The following is a 22,384-nucleotide window of genomic DNA, read 5'->3' as shown; positions in this document are numbered from 1 at the left end:
TCGGGAGCCGCACATGCACGCGCCACACCCACTTCCCCGCCGCAGAACCCGACCCGGACGCCGAGCGGTCTCAGCCGTCGCCGTCCTGCTGGCCGCACTGGCCGGGACCCTGCTGCCGACCACTCCCTCGCAGGCAGCCGACACCAGCGTCACCGTCGACTTCTCCACCGCCGGAGGCGCCCCGACCTACCACGCCTCGGGCATGATCTACGGGATGACCCCGGACGGCTCGCTGCCCCAGGACCACTTCTTCAAAGACATCAAGTGGCACTTCATGCGGGCGGGAGGCGCCCAGCTCAACAGCGGCGGCTACGCCACCAGCCTGGCCGACTACCAGACCCGATGGGCCTCCACCCTGGCCCAGTACCAGCGCACCGCGGCCCTCGGCGGCACCTTCGTCCTGCTGCCGCACGACCTGTGGGGCGCGGACGGCACCACCAGCCAGGGCTGGCCCGGCGACAACGGTGACTGGACGCAGTTCGACGCCTTCGTCACCCAGCTCATCAGCGACGTCAAGGCCAACAACATGACCGTCCAGTGGGATCTGTGGAACGAGCCCGACGGAAGCGGCTTCTGGGGCGCCTCGCAGACGCAGTACCTGGAGATGTGGTCGCGCTTCTACGCCAAAGTGCGCACCGCCTTCCCCTCCCAGCTCATCGTCGGCCCCAGCATCGCCGGCCAGCCGAACTCCTCCAACAGCTGGTGGACGACATACCTGACCTACGTCAAGGCGAACAACGTCGCCCCCGACATCTACAGCTGGCACGACGAACCCGGCGACCCCGCCACCGATGTCGGCCGCGCCAACTCCACCCTCTCCGCCGCGGGTCTGACCAACACCCGGGCCTACCAGATCAACGAGTACGCCACGCTGTCCATGCAGTCCCCGGGCGGCGGCGCCTGGTTCATCGGCCGGCTGGAGCGGGCCGGCGCCGACGGCCTGCGCGGCAACTGGGCCTCGGGCACCGCGCTGCACGACAACGAGGCGAATCTGCTCACCAAGAACAGCGCGGGCCAGTACCTGCCGCTCGGCGAGTGGTTCATGTACCGCTACTACGGTTCCCAGACCGGCAACATCGTCAAGCTCACCCCGGGCACGGGAACCGACGGCCTGGCCACCAAGGACAATTCCGCGGGCAATGCCAAGGTGCTGCTGGGCAGCAGTGGCAACACCGGGACCGTCACCGTCAACCTCACCGGCCTGAACACCACCTCGGTGGTGGAGAGTGGCCAGGTCCGGGCCGTCGTGCAGCGCATCCCCTACAACAGCGGAGGTGCTGTCACCGGCCCGGAGACCGTCTCCGACACCACGTTGACGGTGAGCGGCAACGCCGCCTCGGTGAGCCTTCCCTGGACGAGCGCGAAGGACGGCTACACCGTCACCCTGCTGCCCCCGTCCAACACCACGGTCTCCACGGTGGCCGTGAGCCAGAACAGCGGCCAGTGCCTGGACGACACCAACGTCAGTACCGCCAACGGCACGCAGTATCAGCAGTACTACTGCGAGGGCGGCTACCAGCAGATGCTCGACCTCAAGCCGGTGAGCGGCAAGACCAACACGTACACCGTGGTCGACGAGCTCAGCGGCAAGTGCCTGGATGTCTCGGGCGCGTCCACCGCCGACGGCGCCGCCGTCATCCAGTACACCTGCAACGGCGCCACCAACCAGCAGTTCACCCTCACCCCTGTCACCGCGCTCGGCAACAGCCATGACTACCAGCTGACCGCGGTCCACAGCGGCAAGTGCGTCGACGTCAGCGACGTCTCGACCACGGCCGGCGCGAAGGTCCACCAATGGACTTGCGATGCGGCGAGCGTGCTCGGCACCAAGAAGAACCAGATCTGGCGCCTGCTCGGCAAGGCCTGACGGACAACGGAAAGGGCCCCGCAGGCTTTCGCCTGCGGGGCCCTTCGCACCGTCGGGACGACAGGATTTGAACCTGCGACCCCTTGACCCCCAGTCAAGTGCGCTACCAAGCTGCGCCACGTCCCGATGCGTCTCACTCGCGGTCACCCGCGTGATCGTGCAGCTAAACCCTACCGCACATGCGTGGATGGCCGTGCACGGGCGGTCATCGTCCCTGGTGTGCGGGGACATCCGTCCCTGGTGTGCGGGGACATCGTCAGGTCGGCGTGTTCAATTCGGCGGCCGCGGTGCGGAGCGCGTCGGCCAGGCGGGCGGCCGGTTCCGGCAGGGGGCGCGGGAGGCGGGCCAGGACCAGGCGGCGCCGCTCCTCGGGGCCGCCGTGCACGGACAGGATCCGTACGCCGGGGGGTGCGGCGGGGGCGAGCGAGGCGGGAACGGTGGTCAGGCCGCAGCCCGCGGCGACGAGGTGCAGCTTGGCCAGCCAGTCACGGGCGGTGTGCGCGATCACGGGGCGCTCGTCCAGGCCGGGCCAGACACCCATCAGCTTCTCGTCGCCCGAGGAGGAACCGGCGATCCAGCGCTGTCCGCGCAGGTCGGCGATGTCGACGGAGTCGCCGGCGGCGAGCGGATGCGTGGCGGGCACCGCGAGACGGAGGCTGCGTTCGCTGAGCGTCCGCACGGTGAGCGGTGGCGACTCCGTGTCGAACGGGCGGAACGGCGGCATTGAGGCGAGCAGCGCCAGGTCCAGGGTGCCGGCCCGCAGCGCGCGGACCAGGGCGGGGGTGCTGCCCTCCCGGGTGCTCACCGTGATCGCGGGGTGGCTGCGGCGCAGCGCGGCGATGGCCCGGGGCAGCAGCACGGAGCCCGCGCTGGCGAACCAGCCCAGGCGCACGGTCCCGGCCTCGGCGGGCAGCCCGGCGAGTTCGCGCGCCGTCGCGTCGATCTGGTCGAGCACTGTCACGGCCCGGCGCAGCACGATGTGCCCGGCGGCGGTCAGCCGTACCCCGTCCCGGCGCCGTTCCAACAGCGGTGCCCCTGCCGCCCGTTCGAGCGAGGCGATCTGCCGGGACACCGCGGACTGGGTGTAGCCGAGCGCCGCGGCCGCCGAGGTGAGCGTGGACCGCTCGGCCACCTCGCGGAAGACGCGGAGCGCGACGAGAGAGACATCCGTGAAGTCCATGACGTTTACGCATACCAGACGTGAGCAACTTTCGTTGGACGCATGGCACAGGTGTTCCTAGCGTGGTGGGCATGACAGTTGCACGTATCGCTCTCGTCACCGGCGCCAACCAGGGGCTGGGATTCGCTCTCGTCGAGGGGCTCGCCGCCCGGATGGAGCCCGCCGACCTGGTCCTGCTCACCGGGCGCGACGCCCAGCGCGTCACGGATGCCGTCTCGCTCGTCGCCAAGGCCCCCGGCACCAGGAGCCGGGTGGAGGGCCGGGTGCTCGACGTCACCGACGCGCGGGCCGTGGACCGGCTCGCCACCGAACTCCGCACACGGTACGGCGGGGTGGACATCGTGGTCTCCAACGCGAGCGCCCTGCTCACCCCGGACCGGTCGCAGGCCGAGCAGGCGGACGAGTTCATCGACGTCGCCAACGGAGGCGCGCACGCGGTGCTGCGCTCGTTCGGCCCGGTGCTGCGTCCCGGTGGACGGCTGATCGTCGTGGCCAGCTCCCTGGGCACGCTCGGTCACCTGGACCCTCGTTTCCACCACCTGTTCGACGGCACCTCGCTCGACGAGGTCGAGGCGGCGGTCGAGTCCTGGCGCGCGGCCATCCGGGCCGGCACCTCGGAGGAGCTCGGCTGGCCCCACTGGATCAACGTGCCGTCCAAGGTGGCCCAGGTCGCCGCGGTGCGGGCGGTCGCGGCCGAGCGCCGGGCCACCGACCTGGACCGGAACACCCTGGTCGCGGCGGTCTGCCCCGGGCTCGTGGACACACCGCTGTCCCGGCCGTGGTTCCCCGACTTCAGCCAGGCGCAGACCCCGGCGCGGGCCGCGGTGGCCGTACTCGACCTGCTGCTCTCCGAGAAGGCCGACGCGGCGGCGTACGGGGAACTCGTGCGCTTCGGTGAGGTCGTGCCCTGGCAGGAGGGAAGGCCGCCCGGCCACCAGGAACGACTCCTCGCCGAGTAATGCCGAGTAGTCAGGAGTGGCGGTCGATCGGGGTGGGCGGCGACGCACGCGCCACCCACCCCGTACCCGCCGGTCAGGCGTTGGGGTCGAACGCGATTCCGGCCGGCTTGGCCTTCTCCAGGTGGTAGTTGAAGTTGCCGTCCTTGAGTCCGAAGACGGCACTGCCGAAGTCGTAGGCGCTCAGCTTGTCGCGCAGACCCGCGGGGTAGCCGTTCCAGCCGACCAGGCTGGGGAACTGCCAGGTGTGGTAGTGGTTCTCCGGCGGTTCGTCGTTGGAGTTGGCCGGGCGGAAGCAGTGCGTGCTGATGCCGTCCTTGTGGTAGACGACCTTGGGGTGTGTGCCGTCCCAGCGGATCTGGTCACGGCCGTAGATGTTGAAGTTGCCGTGGGCCGAAGTGGACACGTACTTGGCCTCGTTGTCCTGCACCCACACCACGACGTGTTCCCAGTCGTTGCGGTGTCCGCCGAGGCCGCTGCCGGCCACGGCCTGGTCCTTCTCGAAGTACAGGCCGTACATGATGGCGCACCAGCCGTTGTTGCACTTCTCGCGCGAGTAGCCGTTGGTGTTGTCGAGGTCCCAGGAGTCGTGGCACTGGCCGTTGAGGGCCCCGGACGGCTTGAGGCCGCCGTTGATGGTGCCGTCGGGGCCGATGGCGGGGGTCGGGTAGCAGCCGTCCGTGTCGTAGTCGTAGGCCGGCTGGAACGTCTGCTCCAGGCCGTCCGCGTTCGCGGGCAAGGCCTTCGGCGGGTCGGCGAGGGCGCTGCCGGGGAAGGCGACGACCAGCGCGACGGCGCTGCCGAGGATGAGCGAGACCTTGCGGATCCGCGAGCTTTTCTTCACTGCGTCCTCCTGATCGACCGCGGTGTGGGGGCGGGGCAGACCAGGGTCGCGTTGGCATGCCCAGCTCAGCTTTCCGGGGCGGTGTGGAAAACGCCAGTGTCTGGAGGTGTCCGAGTGATGAAGGATCAACCAATGAGGAGAGCGGCACCGCCCGTTGGGGGCCCAGGCGGTGGCTCGTGGCTCAACTCCCGTGTCCGGTGGCCTGGTTGCCACCGGACACGGAAGGGCCTGCTCGTACGGCTAGACCTTGCCGTCTGCCAGCTTCCACTCCCGGTGCAATGTGCCCAGGGGAATGCCGCGTTCGAGGACGGGTGTGCCGAAGATGGACAGCTGGATGCGCAGGGTGCCGGTCAGATCGACGCCGCCGTAGACGGCCCAGGTACCTGTCGCGTCGACACCGGTCTTCGCCGTGGAGCCGGTCGCGGACGTGGCGTCGACCGAGCCCGCGGCCTCACCCCGCAGATACGGGGCCAGGTCGGCGGTGACACCGACCGTGCCGTACAGACCGACGGTGGCCTCCGCACCGAGGGACGCCTTCACGCTCCCGGCCGTGGTGACCGAGGTGCGGACCGGTGTGCTCGACATGTGCGACTCGTTGACCGGCGACCAGCCCTTGGCCTGGCCGAAGGTGCCGCCGGCCTTGAAGTCGCCCTTGAGGTCCTGCTCGATGTCGACGGTGACGCTTCCGTCGGCGCTGATCTGGAAGTAGCAGGTCAGATCGAGGTTCACCACGACGGGAATCGGGCCGACCTGGAGTACGGGGTCGGCGTGCAGCTTCGCGAACGGCAGCCGCACCGGCTGGGCGGAGGCGGCGGCGCGGCCCTTGACCGCCCACTGCGAGGTCCAGTCGCCGGAGACACCGAGGTAGGCGGCCCCCGGTCCGGAGCCGGCCGCGTCACCGCCGTAGGAGAAGTCGACCTCGGGTGCGACCTGTACGAAGCCGGACACGGACGCCGTCGCCGAGGCGGGTGCCCCCTCGGCCGTGCCGACCTTTGCGCCGACATCGATCCGCAGGCTGCCGAGCGGGACCTTCGTGCCCTCGGGTCCGGAGTGGATGTCTCCCGTCTTCGCCCAGGAGACCTTCACATCGGGCAGCAGCCGCTCCACGTCGAAGGACGAGGGGTCGACGGGGACGGAGCCCTTCGCGTCGTCGTCACCGAGGAGCGTGTCCAGGGTCGTCGGCGCGGTCTGGACCTCGGTGCCGTCACCGCTCTCGCCGATCACCTTGGTGACCTTGGCGAGGAGTCCGTCCGGGGCGCCGGGCGCGGGGGCGCTGGCGATGACGTCGCCGACGGCGGTGCCGTGCGGCTTCGCCGTACTGGCGGCGGACGGGGACGGGGACTGGGATGGGGGATGGGACTGGGATGAAGTCCCCTTACTGACAGGCGATATGACGGCCCGTCGGGTGTGGCTGTCGTACGACGAGACCTTCAGCGCGGTCTTACGGGCCTTGCCGCCCGCCGCGCCCGGCCGCGCGACGGCGGTCGAGGTGGCTGCCGCCTCGGGGGCGGCGGCGACGGCGAGCGGCCGACCGGCGTCCGCGGTCGCGGCGGCGGAGGCGTCGGCGTTCCGGGCGCGTTCGGCGCCGGAGGAGGAGTGTGTTCCGGGGTCTGCGGAGCAACCGGCGGCGAGGAAAAGGGCGGTTGCGGCGAGCGCGGGCATGACGGCGCGCAAGGGCCGCTTGCGGATACGCAAGATCAGTCCTGAGGGGGGTGGGGGGTGGCTATGGATTACCAGCGGGTAACCAGTGGCGAGCGTGTCATGAACCTGTGAAGTTCCGCTTCGCGTTTCCGCACTCTTCCCGGGTGATGTACGCCACGCCTACACGGTGTCGCTCCGGGGTTCCCAGCCCTCGTACGCGGCTGTCAGCAGGCCGAGCACCCCGTTCGCGGTGACCTCGCGGGGGTTGGGATACGCCTCGGTGGCGGCCTGGGCGGCCGCGACCGTCAAGTCGGCCTCTTTCAGGCCGAGTTCGGCGAGGGAACGGGGAGCGCCGAGGCCCAGGGCCAGCGCCCGCAGGGCGTGCGGGACGTCGTCGGTCTCCAGGGCGCGGGACAGGGCGGTGATCGCCCCGGGTGCGGCGGACGCGTTGTAGGCGAGGGCGTACGGGAGGACCACGGTGTGGGTCTCGGCGTGCGGCAAACCGAAGGTGCCGCCGAGTACATGGCAGAGCTTGTGGTGCAGGCCCATGGTGGTGGCACCGAGGCAGGCACCGCACAGCCACGCGGCGTACAGGGCACGGCTGCGGGCGTCGAGGTCGTCGGGCGCGGCGGCCACCTGGGGAAGGGCCCCGGCCATCGCCCGTACGCCTTCCTCGGCCATCAGGGAGACGAGCGGCGAGGCGTCGGGCGCGTAGAGGGCCTCGGCCGCGTGCGCGAGCGCGTTGATGCCGCTGGTCACGGAGAGCGGGACCGGGAGCGTGAGGGTGAGCTCGGGGTCGTAGACGACACTGCGGGGCTGGACGGCGGCGTCGCGTCCGGTGCGCTTGGCGCCGTGCTCGGTGAGGCCCCAGACAGGGGTCATCTCGGAGCCGGAGTAGGTGGACGGTACGGCGATCAGCGGCAGGCGGGTGCGCAGGGCGATCGCCTTGCCGAGGCCGATCGCGGAGCCGCCGCCGACCGCGACGCAGCCGTCGGCGCCGATCTCGCGCGCCACCTCGACGGCCCGGTCGGCGACCTCCACGGGCACATGCATACGGGCCTCGGCGTGCAGCCCCGCGCAGACGTCGCCGAGCGCGTCCGCGACCGCCCGCGCGGTGGCCTCGCCCCGGCTGCCGCACACCACCAGCACCCTGCGCAGACCGAGGCGCGCGGCCTCGCCCGGCGTCGCGGACACCGAGGCGCCGGGACGGAAGACGACCCGCGCGGGCCGGGTCTCGTACGAGAAGTCGAGGGGGGTGCTCATCCCGGTCACTCCAGCCATTCCAGTGATTCCGGCTCCAGTACGAGGTCGAAGCGTGCGTGCCGGAAGGGGTTGGGGATGCCGAACTCCCGTGCCAGGGAAGGGTCGTCGGTCTCGGCGAAGTCGTGGACCAGGCTCTTCTTGACGGCGAACACCGCGTCGGAGCCGAGGTAGTCGCTGCCCGCCACGAAGATGTGCGTGGTGACGGGGGTGTGTCCGTCGGCCGTGGCGATGAAGTGGATGTGCGCGGGGCGGTACGGGTGGCGGCCGGTGGCCCGGAGCAGGTCGCCGACCGGGCCGTCCGTGGGGATCGGGTACGGGCTCGGCACGCAGGTGCGGAACCAGAAGCGGCCCTCGGTGTCCGCCGTGAAGAGCCCGCGTCCGTTGCCGGGTGGCTGGACGTCCGGCCGCTGCACGTCGTAGTAGCCCTCGGCGTCGGCCTGCCAGACGTCGAGGACGGCGCCGGGCAGCGGAGTGCCGTCGCGGGACATCACCCGGCCGCTGACCACGCACGGCTCGCCGCTGCCCACCAGGTCGATGTCGGTGCCGAGTGCGCGTACCGGTGACTCGGTCATGTGGAAGGGGCCGAGGACGGTCGATTCGGTGGCAGCCGGATCGCGGTGGCCATTGAGGGTCTCGACGAGCATCGAGACGCCGAGCACGTCCGACAGGAGGATGAACTCCTGCCGGGTGTCGGTGCACTTCTGCCCGGTCGCCGTCAGGAAGCCGATGGCGCGCTCCCATTCCTCCGTCGTCGGCTCCGTCTCGCGGACGAAGTCGTGGAGGTGGCGGGTGAGCGCGCCGAGCAGCTCGCGCAGCCGCGGATCGGCCGTGCCCTTGAGGCTGTCGACGACAGCGCCGGTGATGTCCGTCGTGAATTCCGTGGTCATGCCTCTCCCCTGGTCCCACAGATCATCCTGCCAGGCATGCGCCTCGGGCTACGAGGCTGCCGGAACTCATAGTTCGAAGCTGACGAACCCGTCGTCCGCGTCCCGCTCGGGCGCCGTCACGGTGTAGCCGAAGCGGTTCTTGAGGGCGGCGACGTCCCACATCGCCGCGCGGTCGCGGTAGTTGAAGACGATCTCCTTCTCGTCGCCGCCGTGCTGGAGGATGCGGGCGACGGCGATCTCGTTGGGGTGGCCGTGCCGTGCGCCGCTCGTGGAGATCAGATAGCGGTCGCAGTCGATCAGGCCGAGCAGCTCGTTCGAGAGGTTGTGGTCGCTGCCGTGGTGGGCGACCTTGAGGACATCGAGGTGGAGCCGGCCGCCCGCCGCCTCGGCCAGCGGCCGTATCGACGCCACCAGCCTGCGGTCGTCCGCGTCGCCGGTGAGCACGATGCGCTTGTCCTCGAACTCGAAGAGCAGGCCGATGCTGGTGAGGTTCGTCTTCGAGGTGTCCGGCTTGAAGGGTGACGCGGCGAGCTGCTCCACGTTGGGGGCGCCGAAGTGCTCGAAGCCCTCCACCGGCGGGAGTTCGTCGGGATCGCGGCCCGGGATCAGCCCGTTCTTGGCGCATTCCGCGCTCCAGACCGGGGCCAGCCGCTCCAGTTGCCCGCGGTCGGGCGAGAGCACGTCCATCGTGGAACCGTCGTCGAACCAGGCGAGCTCCCGCCCGACTTCGACGCTGCGCCCGCCGAACGCGTCGTTCCACGGCACCTTCTGGGCCAGCAGGGCGCTGGTGAGCTTCTCGCCGTCCACGGCGCCGAACCCCTCGCTGTCGAGGAGTTGGTCGAAGCCGTTGAACCACACGTCCGCGAACTCCACCGACCTGTCGGGGTCGTCCATCAGGGCCAGCACCCCGAGGATGTGGTCCTGGTCGACATGGGTGACGACGAGGAGGTCGACCAGGCCGTCGAGCCCGGCGAGCGTCGGCTTGATGAGCGGGTACGTGCCCGAACGGCCGCCGTCGACAAGGATCCGGCGTACGAAGGTGTCGTCGCCGTACTCCAGGAGCAGGCAGTCGCCGTCCTCGCCCGGCATCATGGTGAACCTGATCATCGCGGCCTCCCGAACACACCGGTCATCGCGTCCTCCCGTGCGGAGCGGTCAGCGCGTCCCCCGTGCCGAGAGGTCATTGCGTCCTCCCGTGCAGAGTGACGATCACGAACGGCTCGCGCATGTCGACGCGCCACGACAGCCGGCGGGCCTGGTCGAGCCGGGCGGCGCACTCCGGGTCGTCGGGGAACTCGGAGAGGCCGTGGATGAGGCGGCTCAGGCCCAGGGTGAAGACCGGTACACCGCGGTCGAAGGCCTCGAGGAGCGCGTCGCGCGCCGCCTCCCGCTCCGCCTCGCTGTGCGCCCGGCGCAGATGGCGCATCGCCCACAGCAGGGATCCGTCGCTCATCCAGTCGAACTCGTGCCGCAGCCGGGACAGCCACGGGTCCCAGCGGTGCGGCCGGTCGGTCAGCTCGCTGCCGACCAGGACGTACGCACCGGCCACCGCCGCGAGCGGGTTCGTCATCTTGCCGTAGAGCATGGTCTCCGCGTCCTTGACGAGCGTCGCCGCCGAGACGAAGGCGCCCCGGACCATGTAGCCCAGGGCGGGTCCCACCCGGCTGTCGTGCACGGTCACCGAGACGGCGCTGCCGGTGGGGCTCTGGCGTTCGTTGACGAGGGCCTCGATCTGCGCGGTGCCCCACGGCGCCGGGAGGGTGACGACGTAGTCGCTGCCGGCCAGCGAGACGACCAGGAACTGCCGGGGGCCGGTGGGTCCGTCCAGCGTGGGCTCGCCGTGCTCGTCGACCGGGCCGTTCGGGCCGAAGCGGTAGAGCCGCGCCGCCGCGTCGCCCAGATCGAGGCTGGGGATGGAGTGCGGCGCGGAGTGGGCGATCTCGAAGACGACCGGTCGCGCCGGAGGCTCCTCGGCCAGTTTGAGCATGGACGCGAACTGCCAGCTCGACGCCTTCGGGTCGCCGACCCAGGCCGCGTGGCCGGGTTCGACGACCGAGTTCCACTCCCAGACCCCGGAACGCGAGCCCTGGGAGCGGGGCACCGGAATCGCCTCGCCGTCGTGGTAGGCCCCGTACGACTCGATGTTGCCCATGAGGTACTGCCAGGAGTGCGACTCATAGGGCGAGCGCGCCGCACAGAGCGTCACGTTCGTGTCCGTGCCTTCCCGTGCCTCGACGTCCTTGGAGAGCACGGCACCGGAGGGCAGCGTGGCGGTCACGAGGTAGGGGCCGGGATCGACCTCGAAGCGTGCCGGTGTGACCGAAGCCCCGCAGGGGAACAGGACGTTGCGGTGCGCGACGCCGGTGCCGCCGGCCGGGTAGATGTTGCCGACGACCTTGGCCCCGTCGGAGACATCGGTTTCGTCGAGGCTCAGCGCGACCCGCACGCGCAGGACGGCGGCGCTCATGGCTTCACCAGATGCACACGCCGGAAGACCGGGCGTACGGTGATGGACTTGGTCCGCACGTCCCTCTCGCCGAGTCGCGCCTCGAAGTCGTAGTTGCCGAAGCGGAGTTCGATGGCCCACTCGCTCTGCGGGTCGGCCTCGTTCACGTCACCGGGTGCCCGCCGCAGGCACTCGTGGCCGTCCTCGCGGCAGACGAATTCGGCGTCGGCGTTCTCCTGCGCGCACTCGCAGCTGACGTATACGGGGACGACCGGTGGCCCGGGCAGCTCGTGGAGGATGAACACGGGCAGTTCACCGACCGAGGGGACCTGGACGCCCGCGACCGCTCCGGCGAACTGCGGCTGGTGCATGAAGTGGTCGATGGCTTCGAGGAGATGGGAGGTGTTGACCCGCCAGTCGCCCTCGGGATCGTCGCTCGCCGCCCCGGCGAGGCTCTTGAGCAGGGCCTCGGTGAACACGCTCACCTGTCCGGGCCGCGCGTGCGAACGGTCCCCGGCCAGGGTGGCGTAGTACGGAATGTGGAACCGCCTGGGGAGATCGAGGGGGCGCGCACCGGCCCCGAGCGGTGTCCGCCCGGCGAACCGGGTGCCCGAACTCCCGATCAGGACATCGGAGTTGGACCGGCAGGCGTCGACGAAGAACACCTGTTGGCTGGCCTTGCACCGCTTGAGACCGTTCATCAGCCCCCCGAAGTCCAGTGCTCCGTTGAGGGGGTTGTGCTCGTCGGCGAAGATGTCGGCGGCGAGGAGCGCCATGTCGTCGCCCTGCGAGACGCCGTGTCCGCAGAAGTAGAAGACGAGCCGGTTGTCGACGTTGCTGTCACCGCGGTCGTACCACTCCGTGATCGCGGCGAGGATGTTGTCGATGGTGGCGACGTCGACGTCGTGGGCGGTCTGGGTGCGGGGGTCCTTGAACGGGGCCTGCTGCTCCTCGCTCAGCAGCAGGGCCACGCTGCCGAGCGGTCGCTGCGGATCGTTGTACTCGGCCAACAGCCAGGTCGCCAGGGCTCGGGCGGAGACGGGGGGCGAGCTGAGCTGCCGCATCCCGTCGGAGTCCGCCACCGGCGCCTCGCCACCGGCGAGATGCGGGTACTTTCCGACACCGATGACCAGCGCGTGGGTACGCGGAAGGCCGGTGTCCTCTTCGAGGTGAACTATGGAACCGGCCATGGATCCTCCGGAACCCGACTGCGCCGGGGCTGCCCGGAAGGCCGGAGACGCCCACGGGCAGCATTTCCCTTATTATATTTCTGTAAGCCCTGTATGTCCTGGTATGTCCCGACCCATCAACGTCCTGGTCTGTCAGTGAACGTGAGGCCCGGCATGGCCAAGAATCTCGTCGTCTGTCTGGACGGCACGGGCAATCAGTTGAAGGCGAAAGGGAACACCAACGTCGTCCGGCTCTACGAAATGCTGGACCTCTCCGATCCCGCCCGGCAGATCGCCTACTACGACCCCGGCGTCGGCACCTTCTCCGCCGCGGGCGCCTGGACACCCGTCGCCCGGCGCCTGTCGAAGCTCCTCGGCCTCGCCGTCGGCTCCGGCATGAAGGAGAACCTCGCCGAGGCGTACACGTATCTGATGGGGCATTACGAGCCCGGCGACCAGATCTACGTCTTCGGTTTCAGCCGCGGCGCGTACACGGCCCGCGCACTCGTGGGGATGCTCAAGGCGGTCGGCCTGATGCGGCCCGGTATGGAGAACCTCGTCCCGTACGCCGTGTCCGTCTACGCCAAGAACAAGGACTGGACCCGGCAGGACTGGGACCAACTCCACCATTTCGCGGGCGCCTTCAGCAACGCGGTCGAGGGGCGCGTCGGCATCTCCGTCGCCTACCTGGGGATCTGGGACTCCGTGAAGGCGGCCGGCGTGCTGCGCTGGAACCTTCGGTGGCCGTACACCCGTCAGCTCCCGAACGTCCGCCGCGTCCGCCACGCCGTGTCCCTCGACGAGAAGCGCAGGCCCTACCGCGAGTACCTGGTCACACCCGACAAGAAGCACCCCGCGCCCGGCTCGGTCGAGCAGGTGTGGTTCGCCGGGGTGCACTCCGACGTCGGCGGGACCTTCGAGGACGATCCCCGGCTCCCCACCATCACCCTCAAGTGGGTCGTGGACGCCGCTCTCGACGAGCACCTGCTGCTGAAGCCCGGGGCCTACGCGCGCGAGGTCACCCTCGTACCCGACGACGCCCTGGGGAAGGTGCACCGGATGGGCTGGATCTGGTCCCTGCTCACCTACCGGCGCCGCAGACCGCCGCAGGGCTCACACGTGCACGCGAGTGTCCGTGCCCGCATCGAGAAGGACCCGGACTACGCGGACCGGATCCCGAAGACAGTGGAGTGGTCGGACAGCGACTGGCTCAAAGCAAATGGTGTTCGGTGACCGCTCCCGTGGGGAACGGTTGACCTGGAGCGGCACGCGCACGGCAGGAGACACGGAAAGTATGATCAACCAATGTCTGACATGACCGAAACCACGCCCGGCTGGCTGTCTCCCGACGAGCTGGAAATGGCCCGCGAACGCATGCCGATCCTGTACGTCGAAGCGGTCCCCGTACGCGTCGACGACAACGGCGAAGTCACCCACATCGGACTCCTGCTGCGCATCGGGCCGGACGGGACGGTCAGCCGCACCCTCGTCTCCGGCCGGGTGCTGCACCACGAGCGGGTCCGGGACGCCCTCCTGCGCCACTTGGAGAAGGATCTCGGCCCGGTGGCACTGCCGCGGGTCCCGGCCTCCCTGCAGCCCTTCACCGTCGCCGAGTACTTCCCGACGCTGGGCGTCACGCCCTTCCACGACCCCCGCCAGCACGCCGTGTCCCTCGCCTACATCGTCCCGGTGACCGGCGACTGCCGCCCCCGGCAGGACGCGCTCGACCTGGTCTGGTTCAGCCCCGAGGAGGCCTCGTCACCGATGGTCATCGACGAGATGCCCGGCGGGCAGGGCGTGCTGCTGAGGCAGGCCCTGGCGTATGTGGGCTGCCTGTCCTGAACGGGGGCATACGGAAAGGCCGTCTTCTCATCGCTGAGAAAACGGCCTCCGACCTGCTCAAAAGCTGGTCGGGACGACAGGATTTGAACCTGCGACCCCTTGACCCCCAGTCAAGTGCGCTACCAAGCTGCGCCACGTCCCGATGCGTTTCACCCGCGGTGCCCCGCGTGATCGTGCGAACAGAACTTTACCCCACGTCGGGGGCTGCTCCGAAGGGGGCGCGGGGCGCGCGACAATCGGCGTATGAGCGGGACATCTGAGGCGCGGCAGGGCGACGGACGCGATCGGGACACGCAGGGGCGGGCGCGGAACGCCCGGCCGCGCGATGGGCTGGGGCGCCCCCTGCCGTACGGAGCGGACGGGGTGGAACGGCAGCCGGAAGGCGTCGTACGCGGCCCCGAGGAGACGGTCACCGAGGCGCAGGCGCTGCTGGAGGCGGGGAAACCATTCCACGCGCACGAGGTCTTCGAGGACGCCTGGAAGACCGGTCCCGAGGACGAGCGGGCCCTCTGGAAGGGGCTGGCCCAGCTCGCGGTGGGGCTCACACACGCGGCCCGCGGGAACACGACGGGCGGCGCCCGGCTGCTGCGGCGCGGTGCCGGGGCGGTCGAGGAGTGGGCGTCGGGTGATGGACGGGAGCGGCCCTATGGGCTGGATCTCGCGGAACTGGGCGCCTGGGCACGGGAGTTGGCGGGGGTCGTGGAGCGGGACGGCACGGCGGTCAGCGCGCGGGAGTGGGCGCCGCGGCTGCGCGGGCAGGGCGTCTGACCAGGAATCCCCGTGCCGGGTCGCCGGTCCGATCCCGGGTGCGGTGCGTCCACTGTCAGTGGCGTGCGGCAGACTCTCGGTGTGCGAAAGATTCATGTCATCGGCATCGGGGCGGGCGACCCCGATCAGCTCACGCTGCAGGCGGTCAAAGCGCTCAAGGGCACGGACGTGTTCTTCATCCTCGACAAGGGCGAGGTGAAGTCCGACCTCGTCCAGCTTCGCCGTGACATCCTCGACGCGCACATAGCGGAGGGGGCGTACCGCCTGGTCGAGGCCCGCGACCCGGACCGCGACCGTTCCGCGGGGGGCGCGGCGTACTCCCCGGCCGTCGGGGACTGGCGCAGCGCCCGCGCGGACATCTACGAGCAGCTGATCGCCGAGGAGCTGGGCGAGGACGAGAGCGGCGCGTTCCTGGTGTGGGGCGATCCCGCGCTGTACGACAGCACGCTCGGCATCCTGGAGGAGATCCTGGACCGGGGCGCGGTGGCGTTCACCTACGACGTCGTGCCCGGCATCAGCAGCGTCTCCGCGCTCGTCGCCCGGCACCGCACGGGGCTGAACCGGGTCGCCCGCCCCGTCCAGATCACCACGGGCCGGCGCCTCGCGGAGGGCTTCCCCGACGGCGTCGACGACGTGGTCGTCATGCTGGACGCCCACCAGACGTTCCGGCAGTACGCCGATGAGGACATCGACATCTACTGGGGCGCCTACATCGGCACGTCCGACGAGATCCTCGCCTCCGGCCCCATAGCCGAGGCGGCTCCCCGAATCGAGCGCCTGCGGGCCGAGGCCCGGGAACGCAAGGGATGGATCATGGACACGTATCTGCTGCGCAGACATCCGCGGGGGTAGCGCGCCCGGGCGGCGTTAGGCAGGGCGGGTGACCCCGCATGCACCGGGCGCCCGCCGGTGTGATGGTGGCGAATGTGACGACCATCGAGGAAACCGTGCCGCCCGCTGCGGAGGCGCCCGGGCCGCCCGTGCTGGACCGCCGGCGCCGCAACATCGTCTTCGTGACGATCATGCTGGGCATGCTCCTCGCCGCGCTGGACCAGACGATCGTGGGCACCGCCCTGCCGACGATCGTGTCGGATCTCGGCGGCGCGGCGCACATGTCGTGGGTGGTGACGTCGTACCTGCTGGCCGAGACCGTGGCGACGGTACTGGTCGGCAAGTTCGGTGACCTGTTCGGCCGCAAGGTGGTCTTCCAGGCGTCGGCGATCATCTTCATCACCGGTTCCTTCCTGTGCGGCCTCGCCACGAACATGTCGCTGCTGATCGCCTGGCGGGCGATGCAGGGCATCGGCGCGGGCGGTCTGATGGTGACCGCCATGGCGCTGATCGCCGATGTCATTCCGCTGCGCGAGCGGGGCAAGTACCAGGGTGCGATCGGTGCCGTCTTCGGCGTGGCCACCGTCATCGGGCCGCTGCTCGGCGGGCTCTTCACCGACCATCTGTCCTGGCGCTGGGCGTTCTACATCAACGTGCCCATCGCGATCCTCGTGGTCTTCGCCGCGGCCCGCACCATCCCCGTGGTGAAGTCGGCGGTCCGCCCCGTCATCGACTATCTGGGCATCGCGCTCGTCGCGGTCGGCGCCAGCGCACTGATCCTGGCGACGAGTTGGGGTGGCAACGAGTACGCGTGGGGGTCGGCGACCATCATCGGCCTGTTCGTGGGCGGTGTGCTCGCGCTCGGGCTGTTCTGCTGGGTCGAGACGCGCGCGGCCCAGCCGATGCTGCCGATGCGGCTGTTCAGCAACCCGGTCTTCACGGTCTGCTCGATCCTCAGCTTCATCGTGGGCTTCGCGATGCTCGGCGCGATGACGTTTCTGCCGACGTATCTGCAGTACGTCGACGGCGACTCGGCCACGGTCTCCGGTGTCCGCACGCTCCCCATGGTCATCGGTCTGCTCATCGCGTCCGTCTTCAGCGGCAATGTGGTCAGCAAGACCGGGCACTACCGCGTCTTCCCGATCATCGGCTCGCTGGTGATGGCCGTCGGCCTGTACCTGCTCTCGCTCATGGGCCCTGACTCGAGTGCGTGGCTGGAGTCGCTGTACATGTTCGTGCTCGGTACCGGGATCGGCCTGTGCATGCAGGTGCTGACGATCGCCGTGCAGAACACCGTCGAATACGTCGACCTCGGCACCGCGACGTCCGGCGTCACCTTCTTCCGTACGCTGGGCAGTTCGTTCGGCACGGCCGTCTTCGGCACGATCTACACCAACACGCTGAAGCCGAACCTCGCCGACGGGGTCAAGGAGGCCGCGGCGACGGGCGCGGCGGACGTGGCCACGATCACCAAGGCCGCGCAGAGCCCGGAGGGGCTGCACCAACTCCCGCCGGCGGCGGCCAAGCCCATCATCGAGGCGTACGCCGACACACTCCAGACGGTCTTCCTGTGGACGGTGCCGGTCGCGCTCCTCGGCTTCGTCGTGGCGCTCTTCCTCAAGCAGGTACAGCTGCGCGACAGCGCGCGGATGGGCTCGACCGACATGGGCGAGGGCTTCGCCTCCCCGTCCACCGCCGATTCGCAGCGGCTCCTGGAGGCCTCGGTCGGAAAGATCATCGGCGGCACCGAGATGGAGACCGCGCGCCGTATCGTCACCGGCTCCAACACCCGTCTCGACATGGCGGGCGCCTGGGCCGTGATGCAGGTGGAGCTGCTCACGCGGCTGGTCGGCCACGCCAACCTCGGGTTGATCGCCACTCGCCGCCATCTGCCCCCGGAGGTCCTCGTGCCGGTCTTCGACCGCATGGTCGAGGAGGGCTATCTCACCCGCCACGGCTCGCTCTTCTCGCACACCGAGGCGGGCGAGCGCGAGGCCCGGGTCCTCAGCGAGGCCTGGGGGACCTGGCTGGCCGAGTGCGTAGAACAGGACATCGGGCACCCCTCCGGCGCCGACCTCCGCGCCGCCGTCGACACCATCGCCAAGCGCCTCCTCGTCGAGGACCTGACCAACGGCCTGCCGACCCAGACCCGGGAGCCGGCCTCCATCACGACGAGTTGACGGGCGGAGCCGTCGCCACCGCCACCGCCACCGCCACCGCCACCGCCACCGCCACCGCCACCGCCACCGCCACCGCCACCGCCACCGCAGGAAAACGACGTGCTTCCCGCCGACCGCGGTCGCCATACTCGTGCGATGGCCAGGCCCCAGTCCCCCGCTCCCGTCCGTTTCCGCGATCCGCGGCGCACCAAGTACGACTTCATCGAGTCGATCCTGGTCCGCTGCCCGCGGTGTGAGCGGATCGCTCGCGTACAGCCGGCGCCGGACGAGGAGCGACAGGGCAGACCCGGCGGGGTTTTCGCGCCGCGGCGCCTGGTCTGCCGGGGCTGCGGGTTCTCACGGCAGACGGACAGCAAACGCATCGCTCTGTGGCGGAGTTCCGCCGGGCCCGCCCTGGACCCCTACTTCGGCACCCCCCTCTGGCTCCAGACCGAGACCCGGCACGGCTGGCTGTGGGCCTACAACCTCGAACACCTCACGTTCCTCCGGCAGTTCGTCGCGGCCTCGCTGCGGGAGCGGGCACCCTGGTACGACACGGGCCGGAAGATGACGGTGGTCGCCCGGCTGCCGGTGTGGATCAAGAGTGCGAAGAACCGGGACGAGGTGCTGCGGGCCGTCGAGCGGATCCGGGGGTCCGTCAGCGCGGGCTGAGGTCCAGCCGGGCCAGGGCCGACGCCACGTCCGGTACCGCCGTCACACCCTCCGGGAGTGGTGGGCGGCGTACGACGACCACGGGAAGGCCGAGGTCACGGGCGGCGGTGAGTTTGGCCGCCGTGGCGTCGCCTCCGCTGTCCTTGGTGACCAGGACGTCGATGCGGTGCTCGCGGAGCAAGGCCTTCTCTCCGTCCGGCGTGAACGGGCCGCGCGCCAGCAGCACTTCGGTGTCGGGAGGCAGCGGCGGCTCGGGTGCCTCCACCGACCGTACGAGGAAGTGGAGTCCGGCAAGATGCGCGAAGGCCGCCAGGCCGAGGCGGCCCGTGGTGAGGAAGACGCGGCGGCCCAACGCCGGGAGCAGCGCGGCGGCTTCGGTGAGGGAGGCCGCCGAGTGCCACCGGTCGCCGGGGCCGGGGCGCCAGCCCGGGCGGCGCAGCACCACGGCCGGAACGCCGGTGGCCGCGGCGGCCCGCGCGGCGTTCGCCGTGATGCCGGAGGCGAACGGGTGCGTCGCGTCCACCACGGCGGCCACGCCGTGCTCCCGCAGCCACTGGGCCAGCCCTTCCGCCCCGCCGAATCCCCCGATCCGTACGTCCCCTTCGAGCGCCCCGGGCCGGGACACCCGTCCCGCGAGGGAGGTCGTCACCCGCACCCCGGGACGGGCCGCCAGCTCGGCGGCGAGTTCGCGCGCCTCGGTGGTGCCGCCGAGGACCAGGACGTGGGAGGACATGGGATCGAGCGTACGGGGGCGGGGTGGGGGACAGAGGTTCGGGTGGACCAATAGGTGCGGGCGTCCGGTGGGTCCGGCGGAGTGAGTCGGCGGCGCAGGGCGCCTGCGTGCACGTGCGTCGCGGTCGCTGATCGGTATCGTCCGGACATGGAGTCGGTACGCGCGGTCCTGATCGACATCGACGGTGTGCTCACGGTCTCGTGGGAGCCGCTGCCCGGTGCGGTCGAGGCGCTGCGGCGGATCCGGGCGTCCGGACTCGGTGTCGCCCTGGTCACCAACACGACGTCCCGTACGCGCGCGTCGATCGCCACGACGCTGTCCGGAGCCGGCTTCCCCGTGGACGCCGAGGACATCCTCACCGCACCCGCCGTCACCGCCGCGTATCTCGCCGAGCGCCATCCGGGCGCCCGGTGCACCCTGCTGAACAGCGGTGACATCGCCGAGGACCTGGCGGGCGTCACGCTGCTCGACGACACAGACACGGGCGCCGACTCCGACACCGACACCGTGCCGGATGTGGTCGTCGTGGGCGGCGCGGGCCCCGAGTTCGGCTATGCCGCGCTCAACCGGGCCTTCGGGCACCTCCAGCGGGGCGCCCGGCTGGTCGCCATGCATCGCAATCTGTACTGGCGGACGGACCGCGGGCTACAGCTCGACAGTGGTGCGTTCCTGCTCGGTCTGGAGCGGGCGGCCCGCACCGAGGCGGAGATCACCGGCAAACCGGCGCCCGCGTTCTTCGAGACGGCGCTGGCACGTCTCGGGGTCGGTCCCGGGGAGGCGCTGATGGTCGGCGACGACATCGAGTCGGACGTACTCGCGGCGCAGCGCACCGGCATCACGGGTGTCTTGGTCAAGACCGGCAAATACCTGCCGGAGAGCCATCGCGCGGCGAGCGGCGAGCCCGACCACGTGCTGGACTCCTTCGCGGATCTCCCCGCTCTGCTGGACGCCGCCGCCGGCCGGTAGCGGTCAGCGCAGCAGCAGCTGCACTCCGCCCACCACGGTCGCCGCGATCACCAGCCGTTCGAACAGCAGCTGGTTGATCCGGTTCACAGCCCATTTGCCGATGAACGCCCCCGGCACGACAAACGCCGCCAACGCCGCGTCCAGCAGCAGCGAGTGGCCGTCGATCAGCCCGAGGCCCACGCTGAAGGGCACCTTGGAGACGTTGACGATCAGGAAGAAGAAGGCGGAGGTGCCGAGGAAGCCCAGCTTGCGGAAGCCCGCCGAGAGGAGATACATCGACATCACCGGGCCGCCCGCGTTGGCGACCATCGTCGTGAAGCCGCCGAGCACCCCGTACGAACGCGCCTTGATCCGGCCGGTGCGGGTCGCCACCGAGTCGGGTTCGTCGTCCTGGACGGCAGCCCGGCGACGCCACACGGTGACCGCCGCCATCAGCAGCAGGATCGCGCCGATCGAGGTCCGCACGACCCCGTCGTCGGCCCACACCAGGAACAGCGTGCCGAGGACGACACCCGCGGCGACCGCCGGGAACAGCCGCCAGAGCGTCGGCCAGTGAGCGTGCCGCCGGTAGGTGAGTACGGCGAGCACGTCCCCGACGATCAGGATGGGCAGGAGCACACCGGTCGAGGCGCGGGCGGGCAGCACGGCGGCGAAGATCGCCAGGCTGACCGTGTTGGCCCCGCTCACGGCGGTCTTCGAGAAACCGACGAGCAGGGCCGCGGCGGCGAGTGCGGCGAACTCCCAGATGGATATGTGCCAGAGCGTCATCGTGTTCATGCGGGGACCGATGCTATGCCCACGCATCTCGCCGTGTAAGCAGCGTCTCGCCAGGTGACCTCCGCAGCACGTCGCGGCCGTCCCGCCGACGGACCGTCCTCGGCGCGGGTACGTGTGGCGGCCCAGGTGCTCCTTGGACCAGTCAGCGGCGGGCGACCTCGGCGGCGAGGCGGCGAGGCGGCGAGGGAAAGGGTTGGCTGCCAAGGAGGGAGGCTCCGTTCCTTGCTGCGGCTCTGGTTCCGCATGCCCTTGCGGTCAGCCGGGCGGTCGCGAGTCGCCCGAGGGTGGCAGACTGCTCGCACGCCTTGTCGAACGCGGGTCGGCGGGGCGAACTGGACAGCCGAGCAGAGGAGTTGACGCATGACGGGGACCGAGCCCGCCGCCCACCAGATCGACACCAGCAAGCCGCATCCGGCTCGGGTGTACGACTGGTACCTGGGCGGCAAGGACAACTACCCGGTCGACGAGCAGCTCGGGCAGCACATCATGTCGCTCGATCCGGGCGCCAAGCGTGCCGCGCACAGCAACCGCTGGTTCATGCAGCGGGCCACCCGCCACCTGGTCCGCGCGGCGGGCATCCGCCAGTTCCTCGACGTCGGCACCGGCATCCCCACGGAACCCAACCTGCACCAGATCGCCCAGTTCACCGCTCCGGACGCACGGGTCGTGTACGTCGACAACGACCCGATCGTCCTCGCGCACGCCGAGGCCCTGTTGCGCGGAACCCCGGAGGGCGTGACGGAGTACGTCCAGGCCGACGCGCGCGAGCCGCGGAAGATCCTCGACGAGGCGGGGCGCGTACTCGACTTCGACCGCCCCATAGCCCTGTCGCTCATCGCCCTGATGCACTTCATCGCCGACGAGAGCGGCGCGTACGAGCTGGTGGAGACCCTCGTCGAGGCGCTGGCGCCGGGCAGTTGTCTGGTCCTGTCCGCGATGACCGCCGACTTCGAGCCCGAGAACGTGCGGCGGGGCATCGAGACGTACGCGAAGGGAGGCGTGACCCTCGTGGGCCGCTCGCGCACCGAAGTGAGCGGCTTCTTCAAGGGACTTGACCTGGTCGAGCCGGGAATCGTATCCGTGAAGGACTGGCATCCGGAACTCGGGGAGGGCGAGACCCCGATCGGCGACGCGCCCGTCTCCTTGTACGGCGGAGTCGGTTTCAAGGCCTAGCAGGACCCTCGGCCCCGAGGCGGCACGGGGGCGAATCCCGGGGCGACGATGCGGCCCGTCGTGTCGAGCAGCCCGCCATGTCGAGCACCTCGGCATCGGCGGTGATCTCACGCTCCACCGCCGCCCGCGGGCCGCGCCCGGCCGGCTCACGGTGAAGACGGTACGGCTGACGGTGAAGACCGTACGGCTGACGGGCTGCGTGAGCGGACA

The 22,384-nt window shown here is 70.5% G+C and carries 20 protein-coding genes and 2 tRNA genes; 10 read left to right on the top strand and 12 right to left on the bottom strand.

The genetic code is table 11. From position 1 onward, the window contains the following. The first annotated feature begins 13 nt into the window (after positions 1-13). Positions 14-1,867 (top strand): RICIN domain-containing protein, encoded by a 1,854-nt coding sequence (locus OG975_RS42145; RefSeq protein WP_406334897.1) that lies wholly within the window; start codon positions 14-16, stop codon positions 1,865-1,867. 52 nt (positions 1,868-1,919) lie between these two features. Here OG975_RS42145 and OG975_RS42140 read toward each other — a convergent pair. Together OG975_RS42140 and OG975_RS42135 are read right to left on the bottom strand one after the other, a co-directional pair. After that, positions 1,920-1,993, bottom strand: a tRNA-Pro gene (locus tag OG975_RS42140). A 130-nt stretch (positions 1,994-2,123) separates the two neighbouring features. Beyond that, positions 2,124-3,047 (bottom strand): LysR family transcriptional regulator, encoded by a 924-nt coding sequence (locus tag OG975_RS42135; protein ID WP_406334895.1) that lies wholly within the window; start codon positions 3,045-3,047, stop codon positions 2,124-2,126. Between the two features lie 71 nt (positions 3,048-3,118). Here OG975_RS42135 and OG975_RS42130 point away from each other — a divergent pair, with 71 nt between their 5' ends. Continuing rightward, the gene (locus OG975_RS42130) at positions 3,119-4,006 is read left to right on the top strand and encodes an SDR family NAD(P)-dependent oxidoreductase (protein WP_406334893.1); all 888 of its coding nucleotides are present in this window, start codon (positions 3,119-3,121) and stop codon (positions 4,004-4,006) included. A 73-nt stretch (positions 4,007-4,079) separates the two neighbouring features. Here OG975_RS42130 and OG975_RS42125 read toward each other — a convergent pair whose 3' ends face one another. From OG975_RS42125 to OG975_RS42095, 7 genes are all read right to left on the bottom strand, one after another. Further along, the gene (locus tag OG975_RS42125) at positions 4,080-4,847 is read right to left on the bottom strand and encodes an NPP1 family protein (protein WP_327433729.1); all 768 of its coding nucleotides are present in this window, start codon (positions 4,845-4,847) and stop codon (positions 4,080-4,082) included. A 240-nt stretch (positions 4,848-5,087) separates the two neighbouring features. Then, the gene (locus OG975_RS42120) at positions 5,088-6,509 is read right to left on the bottom strand and encodes a hypothetical protein (RefSeq protein WP_406336706.1); all 1,422 of its coding nucleotides are present in this window, start codon (positions 6,507-6,509) and stop codon (positions 5,088-5,090) included. Between the two features lie 159 nt (positions 6,510-6,668). Beyond that, positions 6,669-7,751 carry a maleylacetate reductase gene (locus OG975_RS42115; RefSeq protein WP_406334892.1) on the bottom strand — a complete coding sequence of 361 codons (1,083 nt, stop codon included), beginning with the start codon at positions 7,749-7,751 and terminating at the stop codon, positions 6,669-6,671. Positions 7,752-7,756: 5 nt separating this feature from the next. Next, on the bottom strand, positions 7,757-8,638 hold the full coding sequence (locus tag OG975_RS42110) for a dioxygenase (protein ID WP_406334891.1): 882 nt from the start codon (positions 8,636-8,638) through the stop codon (positions 7,757-7,759). 66 nt (positions 8,639-8,704) lie between these two features. Then, complete coding sequence (locus OG975_RS42105; protein WP_406334889.1) at positions 8,705-9,745, bottom strand: ComEC/Rec2 family competence protein; 1,041 nt, start codon at positions 9,743-9,745, stop codon at positions 8,705-8,707. 73 nt (positions 9,746-9,818) lie between these two features. Continuing rightward, positions 9,819-11,105 carry a hypothetical protein gene (locus tag OG975_RS42100; RefSeq protein ID WP_406334888.1) on the bottom strand — a complete coding sequence of 429 codons (1,287 nt, stop codon included), beginning with the start codon at positions 11,103-11,105 and terminating at the stop codon, positions 9,819-9,821. Then, positions 11,102-12,274: a caspase domain-containing protein gene (locus OG975_RS42095; RefSeq protein ID WP_406334887.1), complete on the bottom strand. Its 1,173-nt coding sequence runs from the start codon at positions 12,272-12,274 to the stop codon at positions 11,102-11,104. Before OG975_RS42095 ends, OG975_RS42100 begins: the two co-directional genes overlap by 4 nt. 153 nt (positions 12,275-12,427) lie before the next feature. Here OG975_RS42095 and OG975_RS42090 point away from each other — a divergent pair, with 153 nt between their 5' ends. Together OG975_RS42090 and OG975_RS42085 are read left to right on the top strand one after the other, a co-directional pair. Further along, a complete protein-coding gene (locus tag OG975_RS42090; RefSeq protein WP_406334885.1) occupies positions 12,428-13,486 on the top strand; it encodes a DUF2235 domain-containing protein in 1,059 nt (352 codons plus the stop codon). 81 nt (positions 13,487-13,567) lie between these two features. Further along, positions 13,568-14,095, top strand: a complete 528-nt coding sequence (locus OG975_RS42085) for an NUDIX hydrolase family protein (protein ID WP_327435315.1) — start codon at positions 13,568-13,570, stop codon at positions 14,093-14,095. A 65-nt stretch (positions 14,096-14,160) separates the two neighbouring features. Here the strand turns inward: OG975_RS42085 and OG975_RS42080 are convergent. Next, positions 14,161-14,237 (bottom strand) — tRNA-Pro (locus OG975_RS42080). A gap of 101 nt (positions 14,238-14,338) precedes the next feature. Between OG975_RS42080 and OG975_RS42075 the strand changes: the two genes are divergently transcribed. The 4 genes from OG975_RS42075 (at position 14,339) to OG975_RS42060 (ending at position 18,525) form a co-directional block, all read left to right on the top strand. Continuing rightward, a complete protein-coding gene (locus OG975_RS42075) occupies positions 14,339-14,863 on the top strand; it encodes a DUF309 domain-containing protein (protein WP_406334884.1) in 525 nt (174 codons plus the stop codon). 81 nt (positions 14,864-14,944) lie between these two features. Then, positions 14,945-15,715 (top strand): precorrin-6A synthase (deacetylating), encoded by a 771-nt coding sequence (gene cobF, locus OG975_RS42070; protein WP_406334883.1) that lies wholly within the window; start codon positions 14,945-14,947, stop codon positions 15,713-15,715. 62 nt (positions 15,716-15,777) lie between these two features. Beyond that, positions 15,778-17,874, top strand: a complete 2,097-nt coding sequence (locus OG975_RS42065; RefSeq protein WP_406336704.1) for an MDR family MFS transporter — start codon at positions 15,778-15,780, stop codon at positions 17,872-17,874. A 135-nt stretch (positions 17,875-18,009) separates the two neighbouring features. Next, complete coding sequence (locus tag OG975_RS42060) at positions 18,010-18,525, top strand: hypothetical protein (protein WP_406334882.1); 516 nt, start codon at positions 18,010-18,012, stop codon at positions 18,523-18,525. Here the strand turns inward: OG975_RS42060 and OG975_RS42055 are convergent. Next, on the bottom strand, positions 18,512-19,258 hold the full coding sequence (locus OG975_RS42055; protein WP_406334881.1) for a cobalt-precorrin-6A reductase: 747 nt from the start codon (positions 19,256-19,258) through the stop codon (positions 18,512-18,514). The genes OG975_RS42060 and OG975_RS42055 overlap by 14 nt on opposite strands. Before the next feature lie 147 nt (positions 19,259-19,405). Between OG975_RS42055 and OG975_RS42050 the strand changes: the two genes are divergently transcribed. Then, positions 19,406-20,224 (top strand): HAD-IIA family hydrolase, encoded by an 819-nt coding sequence (locus OG975_RS42050; RefSeq protein ID WP_406334879.1) that lies wholly within the window; start codon positions 19,406-19,408, stop codon positions 20,222-20,224. Between the two features lie 3 nt (positions 20,225-20,227). Here OG975_RS42050 and OG975_RS42045 read toward each other — a convergent pair whose 3' ends face one another. After that, positions 20,228-21,001, bottom strand: coding sequence for a sulfite exporter TauE/SafE family protein (locus tag OG975_RS42045; protein WP_406334877.1), 774 nt, complete (start codon positions 20,999-21,001; stop codon positions 20,228-20,230). 360 nt (positions 21,002-21,361) lie between these two features. Between OG975_RS42045 and OG975_RS42040 the strand changes: the two genes are divergently transcribed. Next, on the top strand, positions 21,362-22,174 hold the full coding sequence (locus tag OG975_RS42040) for an SAM-dependent methyltransferase (protein ID WP_406334876.1): 813 nt from the start codon (positions 21,362-21,364) through the stop codon (positions 22,172-22,174). The last annotated feature ends 210 nt before the right edge of the window (positions 22,175-22,384 follow it).

The sequence above is a fragment of the Streptomyces sp. NBC_00203 genome (assembly GCF_045206325.1).
Taxonomy (GTDB): domain Bacteria; phylum Actinomycetota; class Actinomycetes; order Streptomycetales; family Streptomycetaceae; genus Streptomyces; species Streptomyces lutosisoli.
The sequence above is the reverse complement of the archived record's forward strand: the minus strand, read 5'-3'. Positions and strand labels throughout refer to the sequence as shown.

Excerpts from the sequence above, each read along its gene's own strand:
- OG975_RS42145 (WP_406334897.1), top strand. The coding sequence starts at position 14 with ATGCACGCGCCACACCCACTTCCCCGCCGCAGAACCCGACCCGGACGC.
- OG975_RS42135 (WP_406334895.1), bottom strand. The coding sequence starts at position 3,047 with ATGGACTTCACGGATGTCTCTCTCGTCGCGCTCCGCGTCTTCCGCGAG.
- OG975_RS42130 (WP_406334893.1), top strand. The coding sequence starts at position 3,119 with ATGACAGTTGCACGTATCGCTCTCGTCACCGGCGCCAACCAGGGGCTG.
- OG975_RS42120 (WP_406336706.1), bottom strand. The coding sequence starts at position 6,509 with ATGCCCGCGCTCGCCGCAACCGCCCTTTTCCTCGCCGCCGGTTGCTCC.
- OG975_RS42115 (WP_406334892.1), bottom strand. The coding sequence starts at position 7,751 with ATGAGCACCCCCCTCGACTTCTCGTACGAGACCCGGCCCGCGCGGGTC.
- OG975_RS42110 (WP_406334891.1), bottom strand. The coding sequence starts at position 8,638 with ATGACCACGGAATTCACGACGGACATCACCGGCGCTGTCGTCGACAGC.
- OG975_RS42105 (WP_406334889.1), bottom strand. The coding sequence starts at position 9,745 with ATGATCAGGTTCACCATGATGCCGGGCGAGGACGGCGACTGCCTGCTC.
- OG975_RS42100 (WP_406334888.1), bottom strand. The coding sequence starts at position 11,105 with ATGAGCGCCGCCGTCCTGCGCGTGCGGGTCGCGCTGAGCCTCGACGAA.
- OG975_RS42095 (WP_406334887.1), bottom strand. The coding sequence starts at position 12,274 with ATGGCCGGTTCCATAGTTCACCTCGAAGAGGACACCGGCCTTCCGCGT.
- OG975_RS42090 (WP_406334885.1), top strand. The coding sequence starts at position 12,428 with ATGGCCAAGAATCTCGTCGTCTGTCTGGACGGCACGGGCAATCAGTTG.
- OG975_RS42085 (WP_327435315.1), top strand. The coding sequence starts at position 13,568 with ATGACCGAAACCACGCCCGGCTGGCTGTCTCCCGACGAGCTGGAAATG.
- OG975_RS42075 (WP_406334884.1), top strand. The coding sequence starts at position 14,339 with ATGAGCGGGACATCTGAGGCGCGGCAGGGCGACGGACGCGATCGGGAC.
- OG975_RS42065 (WP_406336704.1), top strand. The coding sequence starts at position 15,778 with ATGGTGGCGAATGTGACGACCATCGAGGAAACCGTGCCGCCCGCTGCG.
- OG975_RS42060 (WP_406334882.1), top strand. The coding sequence starts at position 18,010 with ATGGCCAGGCCCCAGTCCCCCGCTCCCGTCCGTTTCCGCGATCCGCGG.
- OG975_RS42055 (WP_406334881.1), bottom strand. The coding sequence starts at position 19,258 with ATGTCCTCCCACGTCCTGGTCCTCGGCGGCACCACCGAGGCGCGCGAA.
- OG975_RS42050 (WP_406334879.1), top strand. The coding sequence starts at position 19,406 with ATGGAGTCGGTACGCGCGGTCCTGATCGACATCGACGGTGTGCTCACG.
- OG975_RS42045 (WP_406334877.1), bottom strand. The coding sequence starts at position 21,001 with ATGAACACGATGACGCTCTGGCACATATCCATCTGGGAGTTCGCCGCA.
- OG975_RS42040 (WP_406334876.1), top strand. The coding sequence starts at position 21,362 with ATGACGGGGACCGAGCCCGCCGCCCACCAGATCGACACCAGCAAGCCG.